Genomic DNA, 18,754 nt, shown 5'->3' with positions numbered 1-18,754 from the left:
CGGGGAAGGGGGGGATCAGCGGGCGGAGACCGAGTCCCAGCCCTCGACGTCCTGCGGCCTGCGCGGGCCCGGGCCGATGTACTGCGCGCTCGGGCGCACGAGCTTGCCCTCGCGCTTCTGCTCCATGACGTGCGCCGACCAGCCGGCGGTGCGGGCCGAGGTGAACATCGCGGGCATCATGTGCGGCGGGACCTCGGCGAAGTCGAGGATCACCGCCGCCCAGAACTCGACGTTGGTCTCGATCGGGCGGTCCGGGCGTCGCTCGCGCAGGATCGCCAGCGCGGTGCGCTCCAGCTCGGCGGCCACCTCGTAGCGCGGGGCGTTCAGCTCCTGGCAGGTGCGGCGCAGCACGCGGGCCCGCGGGTCCTCGGCCCGGTAGACCCGGTGCCCGAAGCCCATGAGCTTCTCCTTGCGGTCCAGCAGGCCCGTGACCAGCGCCCGGGCGTCGCCGGTGCGCTCGACCTCGTCGATCATCGGGAGCACCCGGGCCGGGGCGCCGCCGTGCAGCGGGCCGGACATGGCGCCGATCGCGCCGGACAGCGACGCGGCGGCGTCGGCACCGGTGGAGGCGATCACCCGGGCGGTGAAGGTCGAGGCGTTCATGCCGTGCTCGGCGGCGGACACCCAGTAGGCGTCGACGGCGGCGACGTGGCGCGGGTCGGGCTCGCCGCGCCAGCGGGTCATGAAGCGCTCGGTGATCGTGGAGCACTCGTCGATGCGCGACTGCGGCACCGCGGGCACGCCGATGCCGCGGGCGGACTGGGCGACGTAGGACAGCGCCATCACCGAGGCGCGGGCCAGGTTGTCGCGGGCCTCGGCGTCGTCGATGTCGAGCAGCGGACGGTAGCCCCAGTACGGGGCGAGCATCGCCAGTGCGGCCTGCACGTCGACCCGCACGTCACCGGTGTGCACCGGGATCGGGAACGGCTCCGCCGGCGGCAGGCTCTGCCCGAAGCGGCCGTCGACCAGCAGCGCCCAGACGTCGCCGAAGGTCACCGTGCCGGCGAGGTCCTCCAGGTCGACGCCGCGGTAGCGCAGCGAGCCGCCGTCCTTGTCGGGCTCGGCGATCTCGGTGCGGAACGCGACGTGGCCCTCCAGCCCGGACCTGAATCCGGGGGGCGGCGGGGGCACCTCGTGCGCGAGCGTCTCGGTCACCGGGTCTCCTTCGGCTCGGATGGTCGCCGCCACCCTGCTCCGAACGGCCGGGGCGGGGCAACGCGACCGGCCGGTGGTGTCGATCACGAACCGGACACCCGTTCGTGAACGGTGGCCGTGTGCGGGGCGGCGGGACGCCCCGCACACGGTCCGCGCGCCGGGGTCAGTCGGTGAAGTAGACGGGGACCCCGGTGACGATGTTCTGGCTCAGCGCCTTGACCGCGGTGGTGGCGATGATCTGGGTCCCCGCCTTGCCCCAGTGCACCGTCCCGTGACCGCTCTTGCCGCAGCCGAGTGACACCCAGTACTCCTTGCCGTCGCTCCACCGGAACCCGCGGGCCTTGACGCAGGCCTGGCCGGAGGAGAAGTTCGGGACCTCCCAGGACACCGTGATGTACGGCTTGCTCTGCCGGGCGATGTGTCCGCAGCTGCCGTTGTAGGTGCGGCTCCATTTTCCGCCGATCGGCGCGTAGGCGGCCCGGTCGATCTTGCCGCACGACACCGTGCGCACCGGCGCGGTCACCTCCCGCTCCGGCGCCGCCGCCGCGGCAGCCACCGTCCCCGTCCCCGTATCCGACGGAGCCGCCACCGGCGCGAGCGCCACGGCCCCGGTGAGCAGTACGGCCAGCGCCGTCGCGACCGGCGCGAACATCCTCGTCACACGCATCGTCTTCCCTCTCGTCATCCGAGCGGGGGTCGTCGTACGTACCCACCATCCCCCCGATCGGGTGGGTACGGATCGACTATTGATTGCGGGATGCAACGACGTCAACGGGTGATCCGGGCGGTCGGGGACCGAACGGCGGGTGCGCGGGAGGCGGGCGCGTGCCTACGGTCGTCGGCGGCACCGACCGTGAGTGAGGGGAACCGATGACGGACGCACCCGCGCTGGAGAGGATGCGGATCGACTACGCGAGCCGACCGCTCGACGTCGACGACCTGGCTCCGACCTGGTACGAACAGCTCACCGCGTGGCTGGAGCAGGCCCGTGAGGCCGGGCTGACCGAGCCGAACGCGATGGTGCTGGCGACTTCGGACCCGGACGGGCTGCCGTCGTCGCGCACCGTCCTGTGCAAGGGCCTCGACGCCGGCGGCATCGTCTTCTACACGAACTACACCTCCGCCAAGAGCCACGACCTCAACCGCACGCGCGTCGCCTCGGTCACCTTCCCCTGGTACGACCTCCAGCGTCAGGTGCAGCTCTCCGGCCGCGTCGAGCGCTGCTCCGAGGCCCAGTCCGACGCCTACTGGGCGCTGCGCCCGCGCGGGTCACAGCTGGGGGCGTGGGCGTCGGCGCAGTCGACGATCGTCGCCGGGCGCACGGTCCTCGACCAGGCGCTCGCCGGGGTCACCCGCCGCTTCGAGGGCGTCGAGGAGATCCCGCGACCGCCGCACTGGGGTGGCTGGCGGATCGTGCCGTGGCAGGTCGAGTTCTGGCAGGGCCGCGCCGACCGGATGCACGACCGGCTGCGGTTCGAGGTCGGCCGCGACGACTCCTGGTCGGTGCGCCGGCTCGCCCCCTAGGGGCAACCCGGAGGCATGATGTCGGGGCGTCCGTGTACACCTTGACATCGTGAGCACGCGCAACGATCCCGGTGAGGGGCCGACGCAGCCGGTGCCGGGCGCCGAACGGGACACCCCGACCCGCCCCGTCCCCTCGCCCGCGGACGAAGGGCCGACGGTCCGCACCCGCGCGTCGCGGCTGACCGGGCTGCTGCGGTCGACCTTCGCCGACACCACCCCGCTGCGCACGCCCGCCTACCGGCGGCTGTGGGCGGCCGGGATCGTGACGGTGATCGGCGCCCAGCTGTCGGTCGTCGCCGTGCCGATCCAGATCTTCCAGCTGACCGGGTCGTCGGCCTACGTCGGGCTGACCGGTCTGTTCGGCCTGGTCCCGCTCGTGATGTTCGGGCTGTGGGGTGGCGCGATCGCCGACGCCGTCGACCGGCGGGTCATGCTGCTGTTCACCGGGTCCGGCATCGCGCTGAGCTCGCTGGCGCTGTGGGTGGTCTCGGCCAGCGGGGCCGGGAACGTGTGGGTCGTGCTGGTGCTGTTCGCGTTCCAGTCGGCGATGCTCGCGATGAACCAACCCACCCGCAGCGCGGTCATCCCGCGGCTGCTGCCCGCCGAGCAGCTGCCCGCCGCGAACGCGCTGAACATGGCCGTCGTGCAGGTCGGCGCGGTGCTCGGGCCGCTCCTGGCCGGGGTGCTGATCCCGTTCATCGGGCTGTCGACCCTCTACCTGGTCGACGCGATCTTCCTGCTGGCGACGCTGTGGGCGACCTGGCGGCTGCCCGCGCTGCCGAGCTCCGCGCAGCGGGTGGACGGTGAGCGTCCGAAGGTGGGGCTGCGCGCGGTGGTCGACGGCTTCCGCTACGTCGGTACCCAGCGCATCCTGCTCGTCTCGTTCCTGGTCGACGTGATCGCGATGGGGCTGGGCATGCCCCGGGTGCTGTTCCCGCAGATGGCGGTGGACACCTTCGGCGGTACGGCCGACGGAGGTGTCCAGCAGGGCCTGCTGTACGCGGCGATCCCGATCGGGATGGTCGCCGGCGGCGTGCTGTCGGGCTGGTTGCAGAAGGTGCAGCGCCAAGGCGTCGCGGTCGTGGTCGCGGTGTGCGTCTGGGGCGGTGGGGTCCTGGTGTTCGGCCTGACCGGGTCGTTGTTCCTCGCGGTGCTCGCGCTGGCCGTCGCCGGCGCCGGCGACCTGGTCAGCTCGGTCTACCGGTCCTCGATGCTGCAGACCGTCGCGACCGACGAGATGCGCGGCCGGATGCAGGGCGTGTTCATCGTCGTCGTCGCGGGCGGGCCACGGCTGGCCGACATGTGGCACGGCTCGGCGGCGTCGTTGATCGGGCCCGGTGTCACCGCGACGCTCGGCGGCGCCGCGGTGATCGTGGGCGTGCTGCTGTGCGTCTGGCGCTTCCCGGAGTTCCTCCGCTACCGCGCGCCCCGCGACGGAGGGTGAGAATCGTCGCCGCGTTCTGCGGATTCGCCCCGGCGGGCTAGCGTGTGCCCGAGACCCGATTGATCCCCGCTGTGAGAGGGAACCTCCACATGTCCGACGAGACCGCCGCCAAGTCCGACACCGCCGTACTCCGGTATTCGGGCGGCGAGTTCGAGACCGCGGTGCACACCCCGACGGAGGGGTCACAGGCCGTCGACGTCAGCAAGCTGCTCGGCAAGACCGGCCTGGTCACCTTCGACCCGGGCTTCACCAGCACCGCGGCCTGCTCCTCGGCGATCACCTACATCGACGGTGACGCCGGCATCCTGCGCTACCGCGGCTACCCGATCGACCAGCTGGCAGGGAACTCCACGTTCCTCGAGGTCAGCTACCTGCTGATCTACGGCGAGCTGCCGAGCCAGCAGCAGCTCGACGCCTTCACCACCCGGATCAGCCGGCACACCCTGCTGCACGAGGACCTGAAGCGCTTCTTCGAGGGCTTCCCGCGGGACGCGCACCCGATGCCGGTGCTGTCGTCCGCGGTCAGCGCGCTGTCGACCTTCTACCAGGACTCGCTGGACCCGCACGACGAGGAGGCCGTCGAGCTCTCCACCGTCCGGCTCATGGCGAAGGTCTTCACGATCGCCGCCTACGCCTACAAGAAGTCCGTCGGGCAGCCGTTCCTGTACCCGGACAACTCACTCGGCCTCGTCGAGAACTTCCTGCGGATGACCTTCGGGTTCCCCGCCGAGCCCTACGAGCTGGACCCCGACATGGTCCGCGCGCTCGACACGCTGCTGATCCTGCACGCCGACCACGAGCAGAACTGCTCGACCTCGACGGTGCGTCTCGTCGGTTCCAGCCAGGCCAACCTGTTCGCCTCCATCTCCGCCGGCGTGAACGCGCTGTTCGGCCCGCTGCACGGCGGCGCCAACCAGGCGGTGCTGGAGATGCTGACCCGCATCAAGGACGTCGAGGGCGGCAACGTCGACGACTTCGTCAGCCGGGTCAAGAACAAGGAGCAGGGCGCGAAGCTGATGGGCTTCGGGCACCGGGTCTACAAGAACTACGACCCGCGCGCGAAGATCGTCAAGGAGCAGGCCGAGACGATCCTCAAGAAGCTCGGCGTCAACGACCCGCTGCTCGACATCGCGATGACGCTCGAGGAGAAGGCGCTGGCCGACGACTACTTCGTCGAGCGCAAGCTCTACCCGAACGTCGACTTCTACACCGGCGTCATCTACCGGGCGATGGGCTTCCCGGTGAAGATGTTCACCGTGCTGTTCGCGCTCGGCCGGCTCCCGGGCTGGATCGCGCACTGGCGCGAGATGATGAACGACCCGCAGAACAAGATCGGGCGTCCGCGCCAGCTCTACACCGGCTCCGCGGAGCGCCTCTACGTCCCGGTCGGCCAGCGCTGACCAGGTAGCAGCACCGCACCGGCCTCTCTGCACGAGCGGCCCGCTCGTGCGTTCCGGGGGCGGGAGTGCGACCGGGGGAGGGGGCGCGGTTCGGCGGGCGGGTGGGACGCGGCGGCGCTAGCGTCGACCGGCATGGCGCCCAGCACTGCCGTCGTCTGGTTCCGACGAGACCTCCGGGTCGCCGACCAGCCCACCTTCCTCGCGGCGGCCGACGCCGCCGACCGCGCGCTCGCGCTGTTCGTGCTGGACCCGGCACTGCTGAAACCCTCCGGAGCCGCGCGGGCGAACTTCCTCTACGGCTGCCTGCGCGAGCTCGACGAGGCCCTGGGCGGGAAGCTGCTCGTGGTGAAGGGGGACCCGGCGGACGTCGTCCCGCGGATCGCGACGGCCGTCGGCGCGCAGACCGTGCACGTCGCCGCGGACTACGGCCCCTACGGCCGCGAGCGCGACGAGCAGGTCGAGAAGGCACTCGCCGAGGACGGCGTCGAGCTCGTCCGGACCGGCTCGCCCTACGCCGTCGCGCCCGGCCGGGTGGAGAAGGGCACCGGCGGGCCGTTCAAGGTGTTCACCCCGTTCAGCCGGGCGTGGGTCGACCACGGCTGGCGCGCCCCGGCCGGGACCGACGCGTCGACGTGCACGTGGATGGACCCCGCCGACAAGAGCGGCGGACCCCGCGCGGTGCGGATCCCGGACGACGAGCCGGTCGAGGCCGAGCTGCCCGAGGCGGGGGAGGCCGCGGCGCTGGCCCGCTGGGCGGACTTCCTCGACGAGGGCGTGGCGGACTACGGGTCCGCCCGCGACCTGCCCGCCGAGCGCGGCACCTCGGGCATGTCGCCGTACCTCAAGTACGGCTGCGTCCACCCGCGCACGCTGCTCGCGGACCTGGCGAAGCAGAAGGGGGACTCGGTGAAGACCTACCGCACCGAGATCGCCTGGCGGGAGTTCTACGCCGACGTGCTGTACCGGCGCCCGGACTCCGCGCGCGAGAACTACGACAAGGCCTTCGACCACCTGCCGCTGCGCACCGGGAAGGCCGCCGACGCCGACTTCGAGCGCTGGTGCGAGGGCCGGACGGGCTTCCCGATCGTCGACGCCGGGATGCGCCAGCTGCGGGGCGAGGCGTGGATGCACAACCGGGTGCGGATGATCGTCGCGTCGTTCCTGGTCAAAGACCTGCACCTTCCGTGGTGGCGCGGCGCGCGGCACTTCATGTCGCTGCTCGTCGACGGCGACCTGGCCTCCAACCAGCACGGCTGGCAGTGGACGGCCGGGTCGGGGACGGACGCGTCGCCGTACTTCCGGATCTTCAACCCCATCACCCAGGGCGAGCGGTTCGACCCCGACGGGGACTACGTGCGCCGCTGGGTGCCCGAGCTCGCCGAGGTCGGGGGCAAGGCCGTGCACCAGCCGTGGAAGCTGCCCGGCGGCATCCCGGAGGGCTATCCGGAGCCGATGGTCGACCACAAGGCCGAGCGCCAGGACGCGCTTGCCCGCTACGACCAGGTCAAGGCCGCCCGGCCCTGAGCGCGTCCCGCCAGCGGACCCGGGCCCCGGTGCGCAGCACCGAGTTGCGGTACACCCGTGCCGACAGCAGCACCATCCCGGCGAGGGCGGCCAGCGCCAGCAGATAGGCGAGCACCGGCTCCCACCACGCGGTGACGCCGAGCGCGGTGCGCGCGGGCATGAGCGTCTGCGACAGGTACGGCACGAACGACAGCACCGTGGTGACGGGGTTGCGCGGGTCCACGGGCAGCACGGCGACGGCGAGCAGGAACGGCACGAGCAGCACGATGGCGATCGGCGCGGTCACCGACTGGAGCTCCTCCTGTCGGGACACCAGCGCGCCCGCCGCCGCGTAGAGCGTCGCGAACAGGAAGAACCCGACCAGGTACCAGGCCAGCGCGGACACCAGCGTCGGCAGCAGCAGCGCCGGGACCGCGAGCACGCCGGTGCCCACCGCGACGGCCGCGCCCACCCCGCCGAGGATCAGCAGCTGCAGCAGCCCGACCAGGCCGAGCCCGAGCACCTTCCCCGCGAGCAGCTGCCGCGCCGGGACGGTCGCGAGCAGCAGCTCGACCACGCGCCCGGCCTTCTCCTCGACCACCCCCTGTGCGACGGCCGCGCCGTAGGCGGTCACCGAGAAGAACAGCAGGAACGTCACCACGAACGCGGTGCCGATCCGCTGCCCGAGCTCGGTGTCGACCGGTTCGAGGGTGCGCACCCCGACCCCGGACAGCGTGCTCACCCGGTCCGGGTCGGCCCCCGCGGCGAGCAGTGACTCGCGCACGGCCTGCTGCTCCACCACGTCGGCGACCAGCGACCGCAGCCCGGGAGCGACGTCGTCGAGGCCCACGAGCTGGTAGGTCCCCGGTGCCCCGGTGAGCATCGCGTCGGCCTCGCCGGTGCGGACCATCGACTCCGCGGTGTCCCGGTTCCCGGCCTCGGTCACGCGCAGCGTGGTGCCCAGCCGGTCCGCGGTGCCCTGCAGCTCGCTGCGCAGCTCGCGGGCCGGCCCGTCCAGCACCAGCGACGACGACGAGCCCTGCGTCCCGGCGAACACGATCACCGCGCCGTAGCCGCCGAACACCAGCAGCATCAGCAGGATCCCGACGACGAACGTCCGCGACCGCAGCTGGGTGGTGATCTCGCGCCGCGCGACGAGCAGCACAGTCTTCATCGGGCGCGGTCCGTCGGGAGGGCGCCGTCCGTGGGAAGGGCGGGGTCCGCCGGGACGGCGCGGTCGCGCACGGCGTCGCGGTACAGCTCGGTCAGCGGCGGCCGGTACGGACCGAACGCGTGCACCGGCCCGGCGGCCAGCGCCGCGGCCAGCAGCGCCTGGTCGTCGGTGCCCGGCGCCAGCTCGACGCGGGTGCGGGCACCGTCGACGTCGAGGACCCGCACCCCGGGGAGGTCGTCGGCCCAGCCCGGTGGCGGGCCGGTGACGTCGTAGCGGTCGGCGGCACCGGCGCGTAGCCCGTCGACCGTGCCGATCGCCACCATCCGGCCCGCCGAGATGATGCCCACCCGGTCGCAGAGCCGCTCCACCAGCTCCAGCTGGTGGGAGGAGAACACCACCGGCACCCCGGCCGCGGCGCGCTCGCGCAGCACCGCCCCCAGGGTGTCGACGGCCGCCGGGTCCAGCCCGGAGAACGGCTCGTCGAGCACCAGCAGATCGGGGTCGTGCACCAGCGCGGCGCACAGCTGCACCCGTTGCTGGTTGCCCAGCGACAGCTTCTGCACCTCGTCGCCGCGGCGCCCGGCCAGCCCGACCCGCTCGGTCCAGGTCTCGGTGGCCGCCTGGGCCTCCGACCGTGACATCCCGTGCAGCCGGGCCAGGTAGACGAGCTGCTCGGCGACCCGCATCCGCGGGTAGAGACCGCGCTCCTCGGGCAGGTACCCGATCCGACGGCGTTCCGCGGGACCGAGCGGCGCGCCCTTCCAGGTGACCGCACCGGCGTCGGCGTCGAGGACGCCGAGCACGATCCGCATCGTCGTCGTCTTGCCCGCCCCGTTGCCGCCGACGAAGCCGAACACCTCGCCCGCACCGACCGTGAAGCTCACCTCGTCGAGGGCGGTGGCAGGGCCGAACCGCTTGGCGAGGCCGTCGATCGCCAGCACGTCGGCGACGCTACACGGAGCGGAGGTCGCGCACCGGTCTCGATCAGCGGGCGTGGGTGGCAGGTCCCCTTTCCGCTCTGTAGGCTCCGCACACCGCAATGGTGCTGGGATGAGGCTTATTCAGGGTGATCATGAAGTGCGGTGTTTCTCCAGGTCGGGACCGCAGCGAGGTAGCCCGCCAGGCGGCCCTGAATAAGCCTCCTGATGGGCGTCGCGACGTTCCTGATCGGCGTCATCCCGTCCTACGCGACGATCGGCTGGGCCGCCCCGGCGCTGCTGTTCCTGCTGCGGATCGTCCAGGGCTTCTCCACCGGCGGTGAGTACGGCGGCGCCGCCACCTTCATGGCGGAGTACGCGCCGGACCGCAAGCGCGGGTTCTGGGGCAGCTTCCTGGAGTTCGGCACCCTGGCCGGCTTCACGCTCGCGGTGCTGGTCGTCTTCGGCCTGGAGACCGCGATCGGCGAGCAGGCCATGCTCGACTACGGCTGGCGCATCCCGTTCATGATCGCCCTGCCGCTGGCGATGATCGGCCTCTACATCCGGACCAAGCTCGAGGACACCCCGGTGTTCCGTGACCTGGAGGCCGCCGGCGAGTCCGAGTCCGCCGCGACCGGCGCTCTCAAGGACCTCCTCGTCCGCTACTGGCAGCCGATCCTCGCGCTGTTCGGCCTGGTCATCGCGCTGAACGTCATCAACTACACGCTGCTGACCTACATGCCGACCTACCTGCAGACGACGCTGTCGATGGACTCGGCGAGCGCCGACACGGTCGCCGTGGTCGGCCAGGTCGTGATGATGCTGCTGATCCCCTTCGCGGGGGCGTTGTCGGACCGGATCGGCCGCAAACCGTGCTGGTGGATCTCGCTGGTCGGCATCTTCGTGCTGGCGATCCCGATGTACATGCTGATGGCGGTGAGCGTGCCGCTGGCGATCCTCGGGTTCACCGTGCTCGGGCTGATCTACCTGCTCCAGCTCGGGACGATCTCCGCGACGTTCCCGGCGATGTTCCCGACCCACGTCCGCTTCGCCGGCATGGCGATCTCCTACAACGTGGCGACGGCAGCGTTCGGCGGCACCGCGCCGCTGATCAACGAGTCGGCGATCGAGGGAACCGGCGACGTCCTGTTCCCGGCCTACTACATGATGGGCGCCTGCGTGATCGGCATGATCGCGCTCTACTTCGTCATCGAGACGAAGGGCGTATCGATCTCCGGCCGGGAGATCCCCGGGCTCGCCGAGCACCGCGCACGGCAGGCCGCGAAGACCGCTTCCTGAGCCGTAGCACCGGTCCACACCGGGCCCGTCCCCGTCGGGGACGGGCCCGGTCGGCGTCAGGGCAGGGACCAGCCGTGTGGCAGCGGCACGTGGCCGTCCCGCGCCGCGGTCCACACCCAGGCCCAGCACACGGTGCCGTCGTCGAGAACCACCCGGGATCGCGCGTACTCCGGGCCCTCGTAGGCGTCGAGCGCGGCCAGCGCGGTCTCCGGGTCGGCCAGCTCGACGACCCAGCCGGGCACCCCGTCGCCGGTGTCGAGGGTCAGCGCGGGGTACCCGCGGCCGGTGTCGGCGACCGCGCCGGTCGGCAGCACCACCGGCTGGGGCAGCACGTCAGAGGCGTGCCCGCGCAGCATCCCGAAGGCCCGGCGGCCGGGCATGAGGGTGCCGTAGACGAACACCCGAGACGGCCACTGCTCCGGCACGGGTACGCCGTCGACGGTCGTGGCGTCGAGACCGTCCGGGCCGGGTGCCCCGGACAGCGCGACGGCCCCGGCCTGGGCGAGGTCGGCGCAGCGGACGGGTGCCCCGTCGACGTGCAGCGGACGGCGGTCGGTGCGGGCGTCGCCGGTGGGGACCTCCGGGGCGAGGTAGGCCCACGGCCGGTCCAGCACCCCGGCGGCGTCGACGAGCGTGACCCGCCCGGTCGCGACCCGGGCCAGCCGGTAGCGCGGCGGGTCGGCGTCGCGGCCCTCGACGGCGTCGAGCGCGGCGAACTGCTCCGGCGCGACCAGCCACACGGTGTGCTCCTCGACCGCCCCGCCGACGGCGGCGAGGGTGGCCGGGCGCTGGTCGTCGACGACCCGGCGGCCGGCCGACCAGACCGCCGCCAGGCCCTCGGTGCGCACCCGCAGCACGACGGCCGGTCCGGTCAGCCCGTGGGCCTCGCGCATCCAGGAGATCTTCGACGGGCAGGCGTTCGAGCCGTAGGCCAGCAGCGGTACCCGCCCGGCCATCGGCGGCGCGTTCGCTCCGGCGAGCACGTCGTCGAGACAACGACCGTCGACCCGCCATCCCGAGGGCGTCGACGGGTCGGTCGTCAGGGGGTGGGTGCGGCCGTCGACGTGCAGGAACGAGCACGGCGGCCGAGCACCCGGATAGGGGTCCGCGGGGAACGCGGAGTCCGGCCAGGGTGCGGTGGTGTCCGTTCCCGTCATGGGCACGGACCGTAGATCAACAGCCCCGGGGTCAGCGGGAGGCGTCCGGGTACCGCCGTCGCAGCAGCGCCGTGGCCACGGCGGACAGCACCAGGACCGACAGCGCGGCCGCCACGACGATCACCACGGTCGAGGTGCCCGCGGGCAGCAGTGCGAACGGCCAGAGTACGGAGACCAGCACGATCAGGCCACCGCCCGCGCCGCGCAGCAGGGCCGGGGTGCCGTCGGGGAACACGAACAACCGTCGGAGTAGTGCCATGGACCGACGGTAGGGGCCGAACGGGGGTTGCCGCACCCCCGGACGGACCTCACCGCGCGCCCACGTCTGCCCTGCGCGACGGCCGCTACCGGGCCATCCCCGCACCCTCCGGCGTCGCGATGCCGTAGCCTCGGATCTTGCGGTAGATCGTCGCCCGGCTCATCCCGAGCCGGCGCGCCGCCTCGGCCTTGTTGCCGTCGGCGTCGAGCAGGGCGTCGACGATGGCGTCGCACTCGATCGACTCGAGCGGGGTCAGTACCCGCCGGGCCAGCACCCGTGTCTCCGGTGGCAGGTCCTCCAGCCGGATCACCCCGGTTCGGCGACGGCTCACGACCTTGCGCAGCACCTGGTAGAGCTGCTCGACGTTGCCCGGCCACCGGTGGCGCATGAGCACCCGCAGGGCCTCCGGCGCACAGGTCAGGTCGGCGCCCCGGGTCAGCCGGGCGAGCAGATAGGGAACCAGCTCGGCGACGTCCTCCACGTGGTGGCGCAGCGGCGGGACCTCGATGGTGCGCGGGAAGCAGTCCAGCAGCGACGCCAGCTCGGGCGAGTCGGTGGTCCGGGAGCTGCCGCGGGTCGCGACGACCCAGGCCCGCTCCGGGTCGGTCGACTCGCGGTGCGGCTCCAGCACGTCGGCGAGCGCCGCCGCGGCGGCCGGGGGCAGCCGGTCGACCTCGCGCAGCACCAGCGTCCCGCCGCCCCCGCCGAGCTCGTCGGTCACCTCGGAGAACCAGCGCGGGCCCACGTCGCCGGCGTCGAGCACGCGGACGTGCCCGGCGGGGGAGTGGAGGTGGTGGGTGGCGCGGGCCAGCGTGGTCCGGCCGGAGCCGGGCTCGCCCTGCAGCACCAGCCACTCGTTGGTGCGGAAGTGCCGGTCCACGGCCTGGGCGCACTTGGTCCACAGCGCCCCCGAGCCGACGGCGGTCGGTAGCGCGGTGGTGATCGTCGGCGTCGCGGCGCCGCGGCCGACGGTCTCGCGGTGGGTCAGGCTCACCTGCAGGATGCCGCCCGCCGAGCCCGCCTCGTTCCAGCTGGGCCGGCACTGCACGCGCGCGGTCGCCCCGCTCGGCAGGTCGACGACGAGCTGGCGGTTGCGCCCGGCCCGCAGCGCGTCGGTCGCCCCGGCCAGCAGCGGGGCCTGGTCCCCGGGGGCGATGAGCTCGCGGGCGCGGTCGTTCATCATCACGAGGTCGTCGCCGACGGCGAGCACCGCGGAGTCGCCCCCGCGTTGGACCGCGGTCAGGTAGTCGTGCAGCAGCGTCAGCTCGTGCCGCCCGGACGCGGCGAGCAACGCCTCCTCGATGCGGCGGGCCGTCGTCGCGGCGGTGGCGACCATCAGCGCGTTCGCCTCGGTCCGCCAGCAGGTCAGATCGATGACGCCCAGGATCTTGCCGGTGACCGGGTGCCGGATCGGAGCGCCGGCGCAGGCCAGGTCCTCCAGGTGCTCGACGAAGTGCTCGTGCCCGAACACCTCGGTCGGCCGCCTGCCCTCCAGCGCGGTGCCGATGCCGTTGGTGCCGACGTGCTGCTCGGCGTAGGAGAAACCGGGGACGAGCCACACCCGGTCCAGGTGCTGACGCAGCGCGGAGTCACCGGTCCGGCGGTCGAGGACGACACCGTCGGAGTCGCAGAGGATGAGGCTGACCGGCTCGGTGGCGAACTGGTCGCACAGCTCGGAGACGATCGGGGTGGCCGCCCGTACCAGCGGGCTGTCGGTCTCGCGGCCGACCTCGGGCAGGTCGATGGAGTCCGGCGCCACGTCGCTGTCCCGCGACCGGATCCAGGACGCCAGGATCGGTGGGCGGACCGCGTCCTCACGCATCTGCTCGTGGTGCAGGAACGCCTCGCGGGCCGCCGCGATCCGTTTGGCCGCGGTGCTGGTAGCGGTCCTGGACACGGATGTGGGCGCCGAGCCGGTGGCGGAGACGTCAGATCCGTCCCCGGGGTGTCGCGGGCGCGGCGTCGGCCGGCCCGCCCGGGTGGCGCCCTGCGCGCCGTCGGGCAGGGGTCTCACACACGGCCTCCTTGCCAGTGTCGAGCTCGGGACACGACCACCGGGGACCCGCGTGCGACAGCGGTGACCTGCCCGGATCCCGTGGCCACGGCGACGGTACGCGCCGTGAGAGCAAGATCACCACAGGTGGCGGGGCGGAAGAGTCTCATATTGAGACCTCGAATGCCTGCCGGACCATGTGTGATTCGCAGCACGGAGGACAGACGGCACCGGCGCCGCGGCATCCACCCACGTCACCGGGTCGTCCGGACTCCGCGTTCGACCACGACATCGGGCTACCCGCGCTCGCCCGCTGATCCGACCACAACCCACCACCGTGAGGAGACGACGTGAGTCGGCAGAGTTTGGCGAAGGCTCACCAGAAGATCCAGGAGCTTTCCTGGGAGCCGCAGTACCACGAGCCGTACATGAAGTACGGAACCGACTACACCTTCAAGAAGGCGGCGAAGAAGGACCCGCTCAAGCAGGTCCTGCGCTCGTACTTCCCGATGGAGGAGGAGAAGGACCACCGCGTCTACGGCGCCCAGGACGGTGCCATCCGCGGCAACATGTTCCGGCAGGTGCAGGAGCGCTGGCTGGAGTGGCAGAAGCTCTTCCTGTCGATCATCCCGTTGCCGGAGATCTCGGCGGCGCGCTCGATGCCGATGCTGTTCCACGTGGTTCCGAACCCGGAGCTGCACAACGGCCAGGCGATCCAGATGATCGACGAGGTTCGGCACAGCACGATCCAGCAGAACCTCAAGCGCCTGTACATGAACAACTACATCGACCCGGCGGGCTTCAACAACTCGCTGCGGAACTTCCAGTCGGACTACTGCGGCACGATCGGCCGCCAGTTCGCCGAGGGGTTCATCACCGGTGACGCCATCACCGCCGCGTCGATCTACCTGACCATCGTCGCGGAGACCGCGTTCACGAACACCCTGTTCGTGGCGATGCCGGCCGAGGCGGCCGCCAACGGCGACTACCTGCTGCCGACGGTGTTCCACTCGGTGCAGTCCGACGAGTCGCGGCACATCTCCAACGGCTACGCCACGCTCCTGATGGCGCTGTCGGACGAGGACAACCGTCAGCTGCTCGAGCGCGACCTGCGCTACGCGTGGTGGAACAACCACCGCGTCGTCGACGCCGCCATCGGCACCTTCATCGAGTACGGCACGAAGGACCGCCGCAAGGACCGCGAGTCCTACGCGGAGATGTGGCGCCGCTGGATCTACGACGACTACTACCGCAGCTACCTGCTGCCGCTCGAGAAGTACGGCCTGGTGATCCCGCACGACCTGGTCGAGGAGTCCTGGAACCAGATCTGGAACAAGGGCTACGTCCACGAGGTCGCGCAGTTCTTCGCCACCGGCTGGTGCGCCAACTACTGGCGCATCGACGGCATGACCGACACCGACTTCGAGTGGTTCGAGTACAAGTACCCGGGCTGGTACGACCGGTACGGCAAGTGGTGGGAGAACTACAACCGCCTCGCCAAGCCGAACGGTCACCACGCCATCGTGGCCGAGGACGTCGACTACGTGTACCCGCACCGCTGCTGGACCTGCATGGTCCCGTGTCTGGTGCGCGAGGACATGGTCGTCGACAAGGTGGACGGCCAGTGGCGCACGTACTGCCACGAGGTCTGCCGCTGGACCGACGCCGAGGCCTTCCGGCCCGTGTACCAGGGTCGCGAGACCCCGAACATGGGCAAGCTCGTGGGTCACCGCGAGTGGGAGACGCTCTACCACGGCTGGAACTGGGCCGACGTCATCCAGGACATGGGCTTCGTCCGTGACGACGGCAAGACGCTGACTGCTCAGCCGCACCTCGATCTCGACCCGAAGAAGATGTGGACGCTGGACCACATGCGGCGCATGCCGCACCTGGCCAGCCCCAACGTCATCCTCAACGAGATGAGCGACGCCGAGCGCGAGGCGTTCGTGGCGGACTACAACCGCCAGGGGCCGGGAGGCCGGCCCGCGCCCACCGACGCCTGAGCGCGGGTCAGGCGAGGGGAGAGGGTTCCCGTCACTCCATGACGGGGCTCTCTTCCCGCGGCCCGGCCGGGGGGTCGTCTTCCCCGGCCGGGTCACCCCGGGACCCCTGTCCGTCGGGCGGGGCCCGGGGCGACGCCTGCCCACGTCTGTCCGATTGGTCTTTTTTCTCACGCCCTTCGTCACGCCAAGAGAGGTGGTCTGCGCTCGTGGGAGACAAACACGTCGTGCGGTTCGAGCCCGTCGGCATCGAGATCGAGGTCGACGAGGACCAGAACATCCTCCGTGCCGCGGCCGAGCAGGGCGTCCAGCTCATGCACGGTTGCAAGGAGGGCCAGTGCTCGGCCTGCAAGTCCTTCGTCCTGGAGGGCGAGGACATCGAGTACGACAGCTACTCGACGTTCGCGCTGCCGGACTACGAGAAGGACGAGGGGCACACCCTGCTGTGCCGGGCACACGCCTACGAGGACCTGGTCATCGAGCTGACCAACTACGACGAGGAGATCATCCGCTCCGGCCTGCCCCTCACCAAGGGCGTGGTCGAGGTGGTGTCGGTCGAGGCCGTCACCCACGACATGCGGCACCTGACCGTCAAGCTGGTCGAGCCGTCGGAGATCAAGTTCTTCCCCGGGCAGTACATGGACCTCGTCTGCCCCGGGACCGAGGAGAGCCGCTCGTTCTCCATGGCCAACACCCCGAACCGGGACGGCACCTACGAGTTCGTCATCAAGGTCTACCCGGGCGGGCTGTTCGGGACCTGGCTCGACGAGAAGGCCGCCCCCGGTGACCGGCTCGACGTCGAGGCGCCCTTCGGCACCTTCACCCTCCGGCAGAACCGCAGCTCGCCGATCGTCTTCGTCGGCGGTGGCGCCGGGATGGCGCCGGTGCTGGGCCTGCTCCGGGCGATGGCCGAGGGCGGGGTCGAACGACGGGCCACCTTCTACTACGGCGCGCGCACCGCGGCCGATCTCTGCTTCGAGAAGGAGATCGCCGAACTGGCGCCCCAGCTCAACGGCTTCCGGTACGTCCCCGCCCTGTCCGACGTGGACGGCGGCGCGGACTGGGCCGGCGAGACCGGCCTGATCACGGAGGTGGTCAGGCGCAACGAATCCGATCTGAAGGGAGCGGATGCCTACGTCTGCGGTCCCCCGCCGATGGTCGACGCGGCGATCGCGACGCTGACCCAGCTGGGTGTGAGTGAGACCAACATCTTCTACGACAAGTTCACCACGACCGGTGAGCAAGAAGGCGAGGACGGACAGCAATGACTCAGTCCCCCACCACGCAGGACACGTCGTCCGGTTCGCAGCGCAGCGTTCCCAAGCCCGTCTTCACCGACGCGGAGGCCGGGGCGCGGGAGTTCCCCGACTCGAGCTCGAACGCGCGCCGCTACAACTACTACGCGCCCGCCAAGCGCAAGCAGACGCTGTACGAGGACACCACCGTCGAGGTCCAGCCGGACCCGCGGCACTACCTCGCCCAGGGCTGGATCTACGGCTTCGCCAACGGCGAGGGCGGCTACCCGCTGCACTGGACCAAGCTCAAGGCCTGGGGCGTCGACGAGCCGGAGCCGCAGCGCGGCGTCGGCACCGGCGGCCTGCACGTGAAGAACTGGCCGGCCCACGGCTGGCACGAGTTCCGCGACCCGAACGAGGAGTGGGAGCAGAGCCTCTTCCGGTACAACGCGAACGTCGTCCGCCAGCTCACCCAGAACATCGAGAACGCCCGGAACGCGAAGGCGTTCGAGCTGTGGAACCCGAACTGGGTGCGCTTCGTCGAGCGCAACGTCGGCGCCTGGATGCACATCGAGCGCATCCTCGGCCTCTACGTCTTCGCGTCCAACGAGCGGTCCGCGCCGACGAACATGCACAACACCGCGCTCGCCGCGAACTCCACCCGCAAGATCCGGTTCGCCCAGGACCTCGCGCTCTACAACCTGACGCTGTCCGAGGAGATCGACGGTTTCGACGGCACCGCCCACCTCGACGCGTGGGACAACGCGCCGGAGTGGCAGGGCGCCCGCAGGATGACCGAGGCCCTCACCGCGGTCCAGGACGACTGGGGCGAGGCGATCTTCGCGGCGAACTGCGTGTTCGAGCCCCTGGTCGGCGAGCTGTTCCGGTCGAACCTGGTCATGCAGTCCGCCGCCACCAACGGTGACTACGTGACCCCGACGGTCATGGGTGCCGGCGAGTTCGACTACGCCCAGCGCGACCTGCGCTGGTCGATCGCCTGCTTCGCGCCGCTCACCCAGGACCGCGAGTTCGCCGACCACAACCGGGAGCTCATGGGCGGCTGGCTCCGGACCTACGTGCCGCAGGCGCTGGAGGCCGCCCGGACCATGCAGCCGATGTGGTCCCAGTCGGACTCCAAGCCGCCGACGTTCGAGGACTCCCTCGACCGCGCCAAGAACCGGTTCGCCGGGATCTGCAGCGATCTCGGTCTCGACGTCCCCGAGGAGCTGAAGCAGTGACCAGCACGGACAGCCCGTTCAAGCAGGACAGCACCGCGTCGAACATGTGCGGATTCACGCTGATGAACAACCAGATCGGCGCGGTCATCGCGACGGTCCTGGACCGTCAGGACAACGTGACCGTGCAGCACCTGCCCTCGATGATCCGCGTCGACGGCACCGGCAAGTTCGAGCTCGACTACGAGGCGATGGACGAGGAGGCCGGCCAGGAGGAGGGCTGGTTCGACGCCGCCCAGTTCGAGGAGAACATGTCCACCCACTACGGGCGGATGGTCCACCTGGACGACAAGACGATCATGTTCGCCAATCCCGAGGACGCCGCCGAGTACATCGACTTCGACCTGAAGCCGGTGTAGGACCCGCTCCTCACCCGGATCGCACCGCCCGGGACGACGACCCGTCCCCGGCCCACCACGGTCGGCGACGGCCCGGGCGGTGCGTTCCACCCGCGCAGCG

Annotated in this window: 16 protein-coding genes; 9 read left to right on the top strand and 7 right to left on the bottom strand. The window is 71.4% G+C overall.

Annotated elements, in window-relative coordinates:
* Positions 1 to 15: 15 nt before the first annotated feature.
* The gene (locus KPL59_RS14965) at positions 16 to 1,155 is read right to left on the bottom strand and encodes a citrate synthase 2 (protein WP_226361162.1); all 1,140 of its coding nucleotides are present in this window, start codon (positions 1,153 to 1,155) and stop codon (positions 16 to 18) included.
* Between the two features lie 163 nt (positions 1,156 to 1,318).
* Positions 1,319 to 1,816, bottom strand: coding sequence for a hypothetical protein (locus KPL59_RS14960; RefSeq protein WP_226361161.1), 498 nt, complete (start codon positions 1,814 to 1,816; stop codon positions 1,319 to 1,321).
* 209 nt (positions 1,817 to 2,025) lie between these two features.
* Here KPL59_RS14960 and pdxH point away from each other — a divergent pair, with 209 nt between their 5' ends.
* From pdxH to KPL59_RS14940, 4 genes are all read left to right on the top strand, one after another.
* On the top strand, positions 2,026 to 2,679 hold the full coding sequence (gene pdxH, locus KPL59_RS14955; protein ID WP_020626955.1) for a pyridoxamine 5'-phosphate oxidase: 654 nt from the start codon (positions 2,026 to 2,028) through the stop codon (positions 2,677 to 2,679).
* Positions 2,680 to 2,728: 49 nt separating this feature from the next.
* A complete protein-coding gene (locus tag KPL59_RS14950) occupies positions 2,729 to 4,123 on the top strand; it encodes an MFS transporter (RefSeq protein ID WP_226361160.1) in 1,395 nt (464 codons plus the stop codon).
* 89 nt (positions 4,124 to 4,212) lie between these two features.
* Positions 4,213 to 5,523: a citrate synthase gene (locus KPL59_RS14945; RefSeq protein WP_060713456.1), complete on the top strand. Its 1,311-nt coding sequence runs from the start codon at positions 4,213 to 4,215 to the stop codon at positions 5,521 to 5,523.
* Positions 5,524 to 5,655: 132 nt separating this feature from the next.
* Positions 5,656 to 7,047 carry a deoxyribodipyrimidine photo-lyase gene (locus tag KPL59_RS14940; RefSeq protein ID WP_226361159.1) on the top strand — a complete coding sequence of 464 codons (1,392 nt, stop codon included), beginning with the start codon at positions 5,656 to 5,658 and terminating at the stop codon, positions 7,045 to 7,047.
* Here KPL59_RS14940 and KPL59_RS14935 read toward each other — a convergent pair.
* Both KPL59_RS14935 and KPL59_RS14930 read right to left on the bottom strand, forming a co-directional pair.
* Positions 7,028 to 8,200 carry an ABC transporter permease gene (locus KPL59_RS14935; RefSeq protein WP_226361158.1) on the bottom strand — a complete coding sequence of 391 codons (1,173 nt, stop codon included), beginning with the start codon at positions 8,198 to 8,200 and terminating at the stop codon, positions 7,028 to 7,030. The two genes, KPL59_RS14940 and KPL59_RS14935, sit on opposite strands and share 20 nt — an antisense overlap.
* Entirely contained in the window at positions 8,197 to 9,141 is a 945-nt protein-coding gene (locus KPL59_RS14930) for an ABC transporter ATP-binding protein (RefSeq protein WP_226361157.1), read from the bottom strand. Before KPL59_RS14930 ends, KPL59_RS14935 begins: the two co-directional genes overlap by 4 nt.
* A 204-nt stretch (positions 9,142 to 9,345) precedes the next feature.
* Here KPL59_RS14930 and KPL59_RS14925 point away from each other — a divergent pair, with 204 nt between their 5' ends.
* Positions 9,346 to 10,416: an MFS transporter gene (locus KPL59_RS14925; RefSeq protein ID WP_226361156.1), complete on the top strand. Its 1,071-nt coding sequence runs from the start codon at positions 9,346 to 9,348 to the stop codon at positions 10,414 to 10,416.
* Positions 10,417 to 10,472: 56 nt separating this feature from the next.
* Here KPL59_RS14925 and KPL59_RS14920 read toward each other — a convergent pair whose 3' ends face one another.
* The 3 genes from KPL59_RS14920 to KPL59_RS14910 all read right to left on the bottom strand — a co-directional run bounded on the left by KPL59_RS14920 (position 10,473) and on the right by KPL59_RS14910 (position 13,729).
* Complete coding sequence (locus tag KPL59_RS14920; RefSeq protein WP_226361155.1) at positions 10,473 to 11,573, bottom strand: gamma-glutamylcyclotransferase; 1,101 nt, start codon at positions 11,571 to 11,573, stop codon at positions 10,473 to 10,475.
* A gap of 31 nt (positions 11,574 to 11,604) precedes the next feature.
* A complete protein-coding gene (locus tag KPL59_RS14915; RefSeq protein WP_226361154.1) occupies positions 11,605 to 11,832 on the bottom strand; it encodes a hypothetical protein in 228 nt (75 codons plus the stop codon).
* An 85-nt stretch (positions 11,833 to 11,917) separates the two neighbouring features.
* Positions 11,918 to 13,729 (bottom strand): helix-turn-helix domain-containing protein, encoded by a 1,812-nt coding sequence (locus KPL59_RS14910; RefSeq protein ID WP_226361153.1) that lies wholly within the window; start codon positions 13,727 to 13,729, stop codon positions 11,918 to 11,920.
* Positions 13,730 to 14,190: 461 nt separating this feature from the next.
* Between KPL59_RS14910 and KPL59_RS14905 the strand changes: the two genes are divergently transcribed.
* The 4 genes from KPL59_RS14905 (at position 14,191) to mimD (ending at position 18,654) form a co-directional block, all read left to right on the top strand.
* Complete coding sequence (locus KPL59_RS14905; RefSeq protein WP_043276429.1) at positions 14,191 to 15,828, top strand: methane monooxygenase; 1,638 nt, start codon at positions 14,191 to 14,193, stop codon at positions 15,826 to 15,828.
* Between the two features lie 206 nt (positions 15,829 to 16,034).
* Complete coding sequence (locus KPL59_RS14900; RefSeq protein WP_226361152.1) at positions 16,035 to 17,093, top strand: 2Fe-2S iron-sulfur cluster binding domain-containing protein; 1,059 nt, start codon at positions 16,035 to 16,037, stop codon at positions 17,091 to 17,093.
* Positions 17,090 to 18,298, top strand: a complete 1,209-nt coding sequence (locus tag KPL59_RS14895; protein ID WP_226361151.1) for a toluene hydroxylase — start codon at positions 17,090 to 17,092, stop codon at positions 18,296 to 18,298. The genes KPL59_RS14900 and KPL59_RS14895 overlap by 4 nt, the downstream gene beginning before the upstream one ends.
* Positions 18,295 to 18,654 carry a propane 2-monooxygenase effector subunit MimD gene (mimD, locus tag KPL59_RS14890; protein WP_020622163.1) on the top strand — a complete coding sequence of 120 codons (360 nt, stop codon included), beginning with the start codon at positions 18,295 to 18,297 and terminating at the stop codon, positions 18,652 to 18,654. The genes KPL59_RS14895 and mimD overlap by 4 nt, the downstream gene beginning before the upstream one ends.
* The last annotated feature ends 100 nt before the right edge of the window (positions 18,655 to 18,754 follow it).

The organism is Pseudonocardia sp. ICBG1142 (genome assembly GCF_020496255.1).
Classification (GTDB): domain Bacteria; phylum Actinomycetota; class Actinomycetes; order Mycobacteriales; family Pseudonocardiaceae; genus Pseudonocardia.
Note: the sequence above shows the minus strand (reverse complement) of the source record. Positions and strands in the feature narration are given on the sequence as shown.

What these genes read in the sequence shown, in the direction of transcription:
- pdxH (WP_020626955.1), top strand. Translation starts at nt 2,026, where the DNA reads ATGACGGACGCACCCGCGCTGGAGAGGATGCGGATCGACTACGCGAGC.
- KPL59_RS14945 (WP_060713456.1), top strand. Translation starts at nt 4,213, where the DNA reads ATGTCCGACGAGACCGCCGCCAAGTCCGACACCGCCGTACTCCGGTAT.
- KPL59_RS14940 (WP_226361159.1), top strand. Translation starts at nt 5,656, where the DNA reads ATGGCGCCCAGCACTGCCGTCGTCTGGTTCCGACGAGACCTCCGGGTC.
- KPL59_RS14935 (WP_226361158.1), bottom strand. Translation starts at nt 8,200, where the DNA reads ATGAAGACTGTGCTGCTCGTCGCGCGGCGCGAGATCACCACCCAGCTG.
- KPL59_RS14925 (WP_226361156.1), top strand. Translation starts at nt 9,346, where the DNA reads ATGGGCGTCGCGACGTTCCTGATCGGCGTCATCCCGTCCTACGCGACG.
- KPL59_RS14920 (WP_226361155.1), bottom strand. Translation starts at nt 11,573, where the DNA reads ATGACGGGAACGGACACCACCGCACCCTGGCCGGACTCCGCGTTCCCC.
- KPL59_RS14915 (WP_226361154.1), bottom strand. Translation starts at nt 11,832, where the DNA reads ATGGCACTACTCCGACGGTTGTTCGTGTTCCCCGACGGCACCCCGGCC.
- KPL59_RS14895 (WP_226361151.1), top strand. Translation starts at nt 17,090, where the DNA reads ATGACTCAGTCCCCCACCACGCAGGACACGTCGTCCGGTTCGCAGCGC.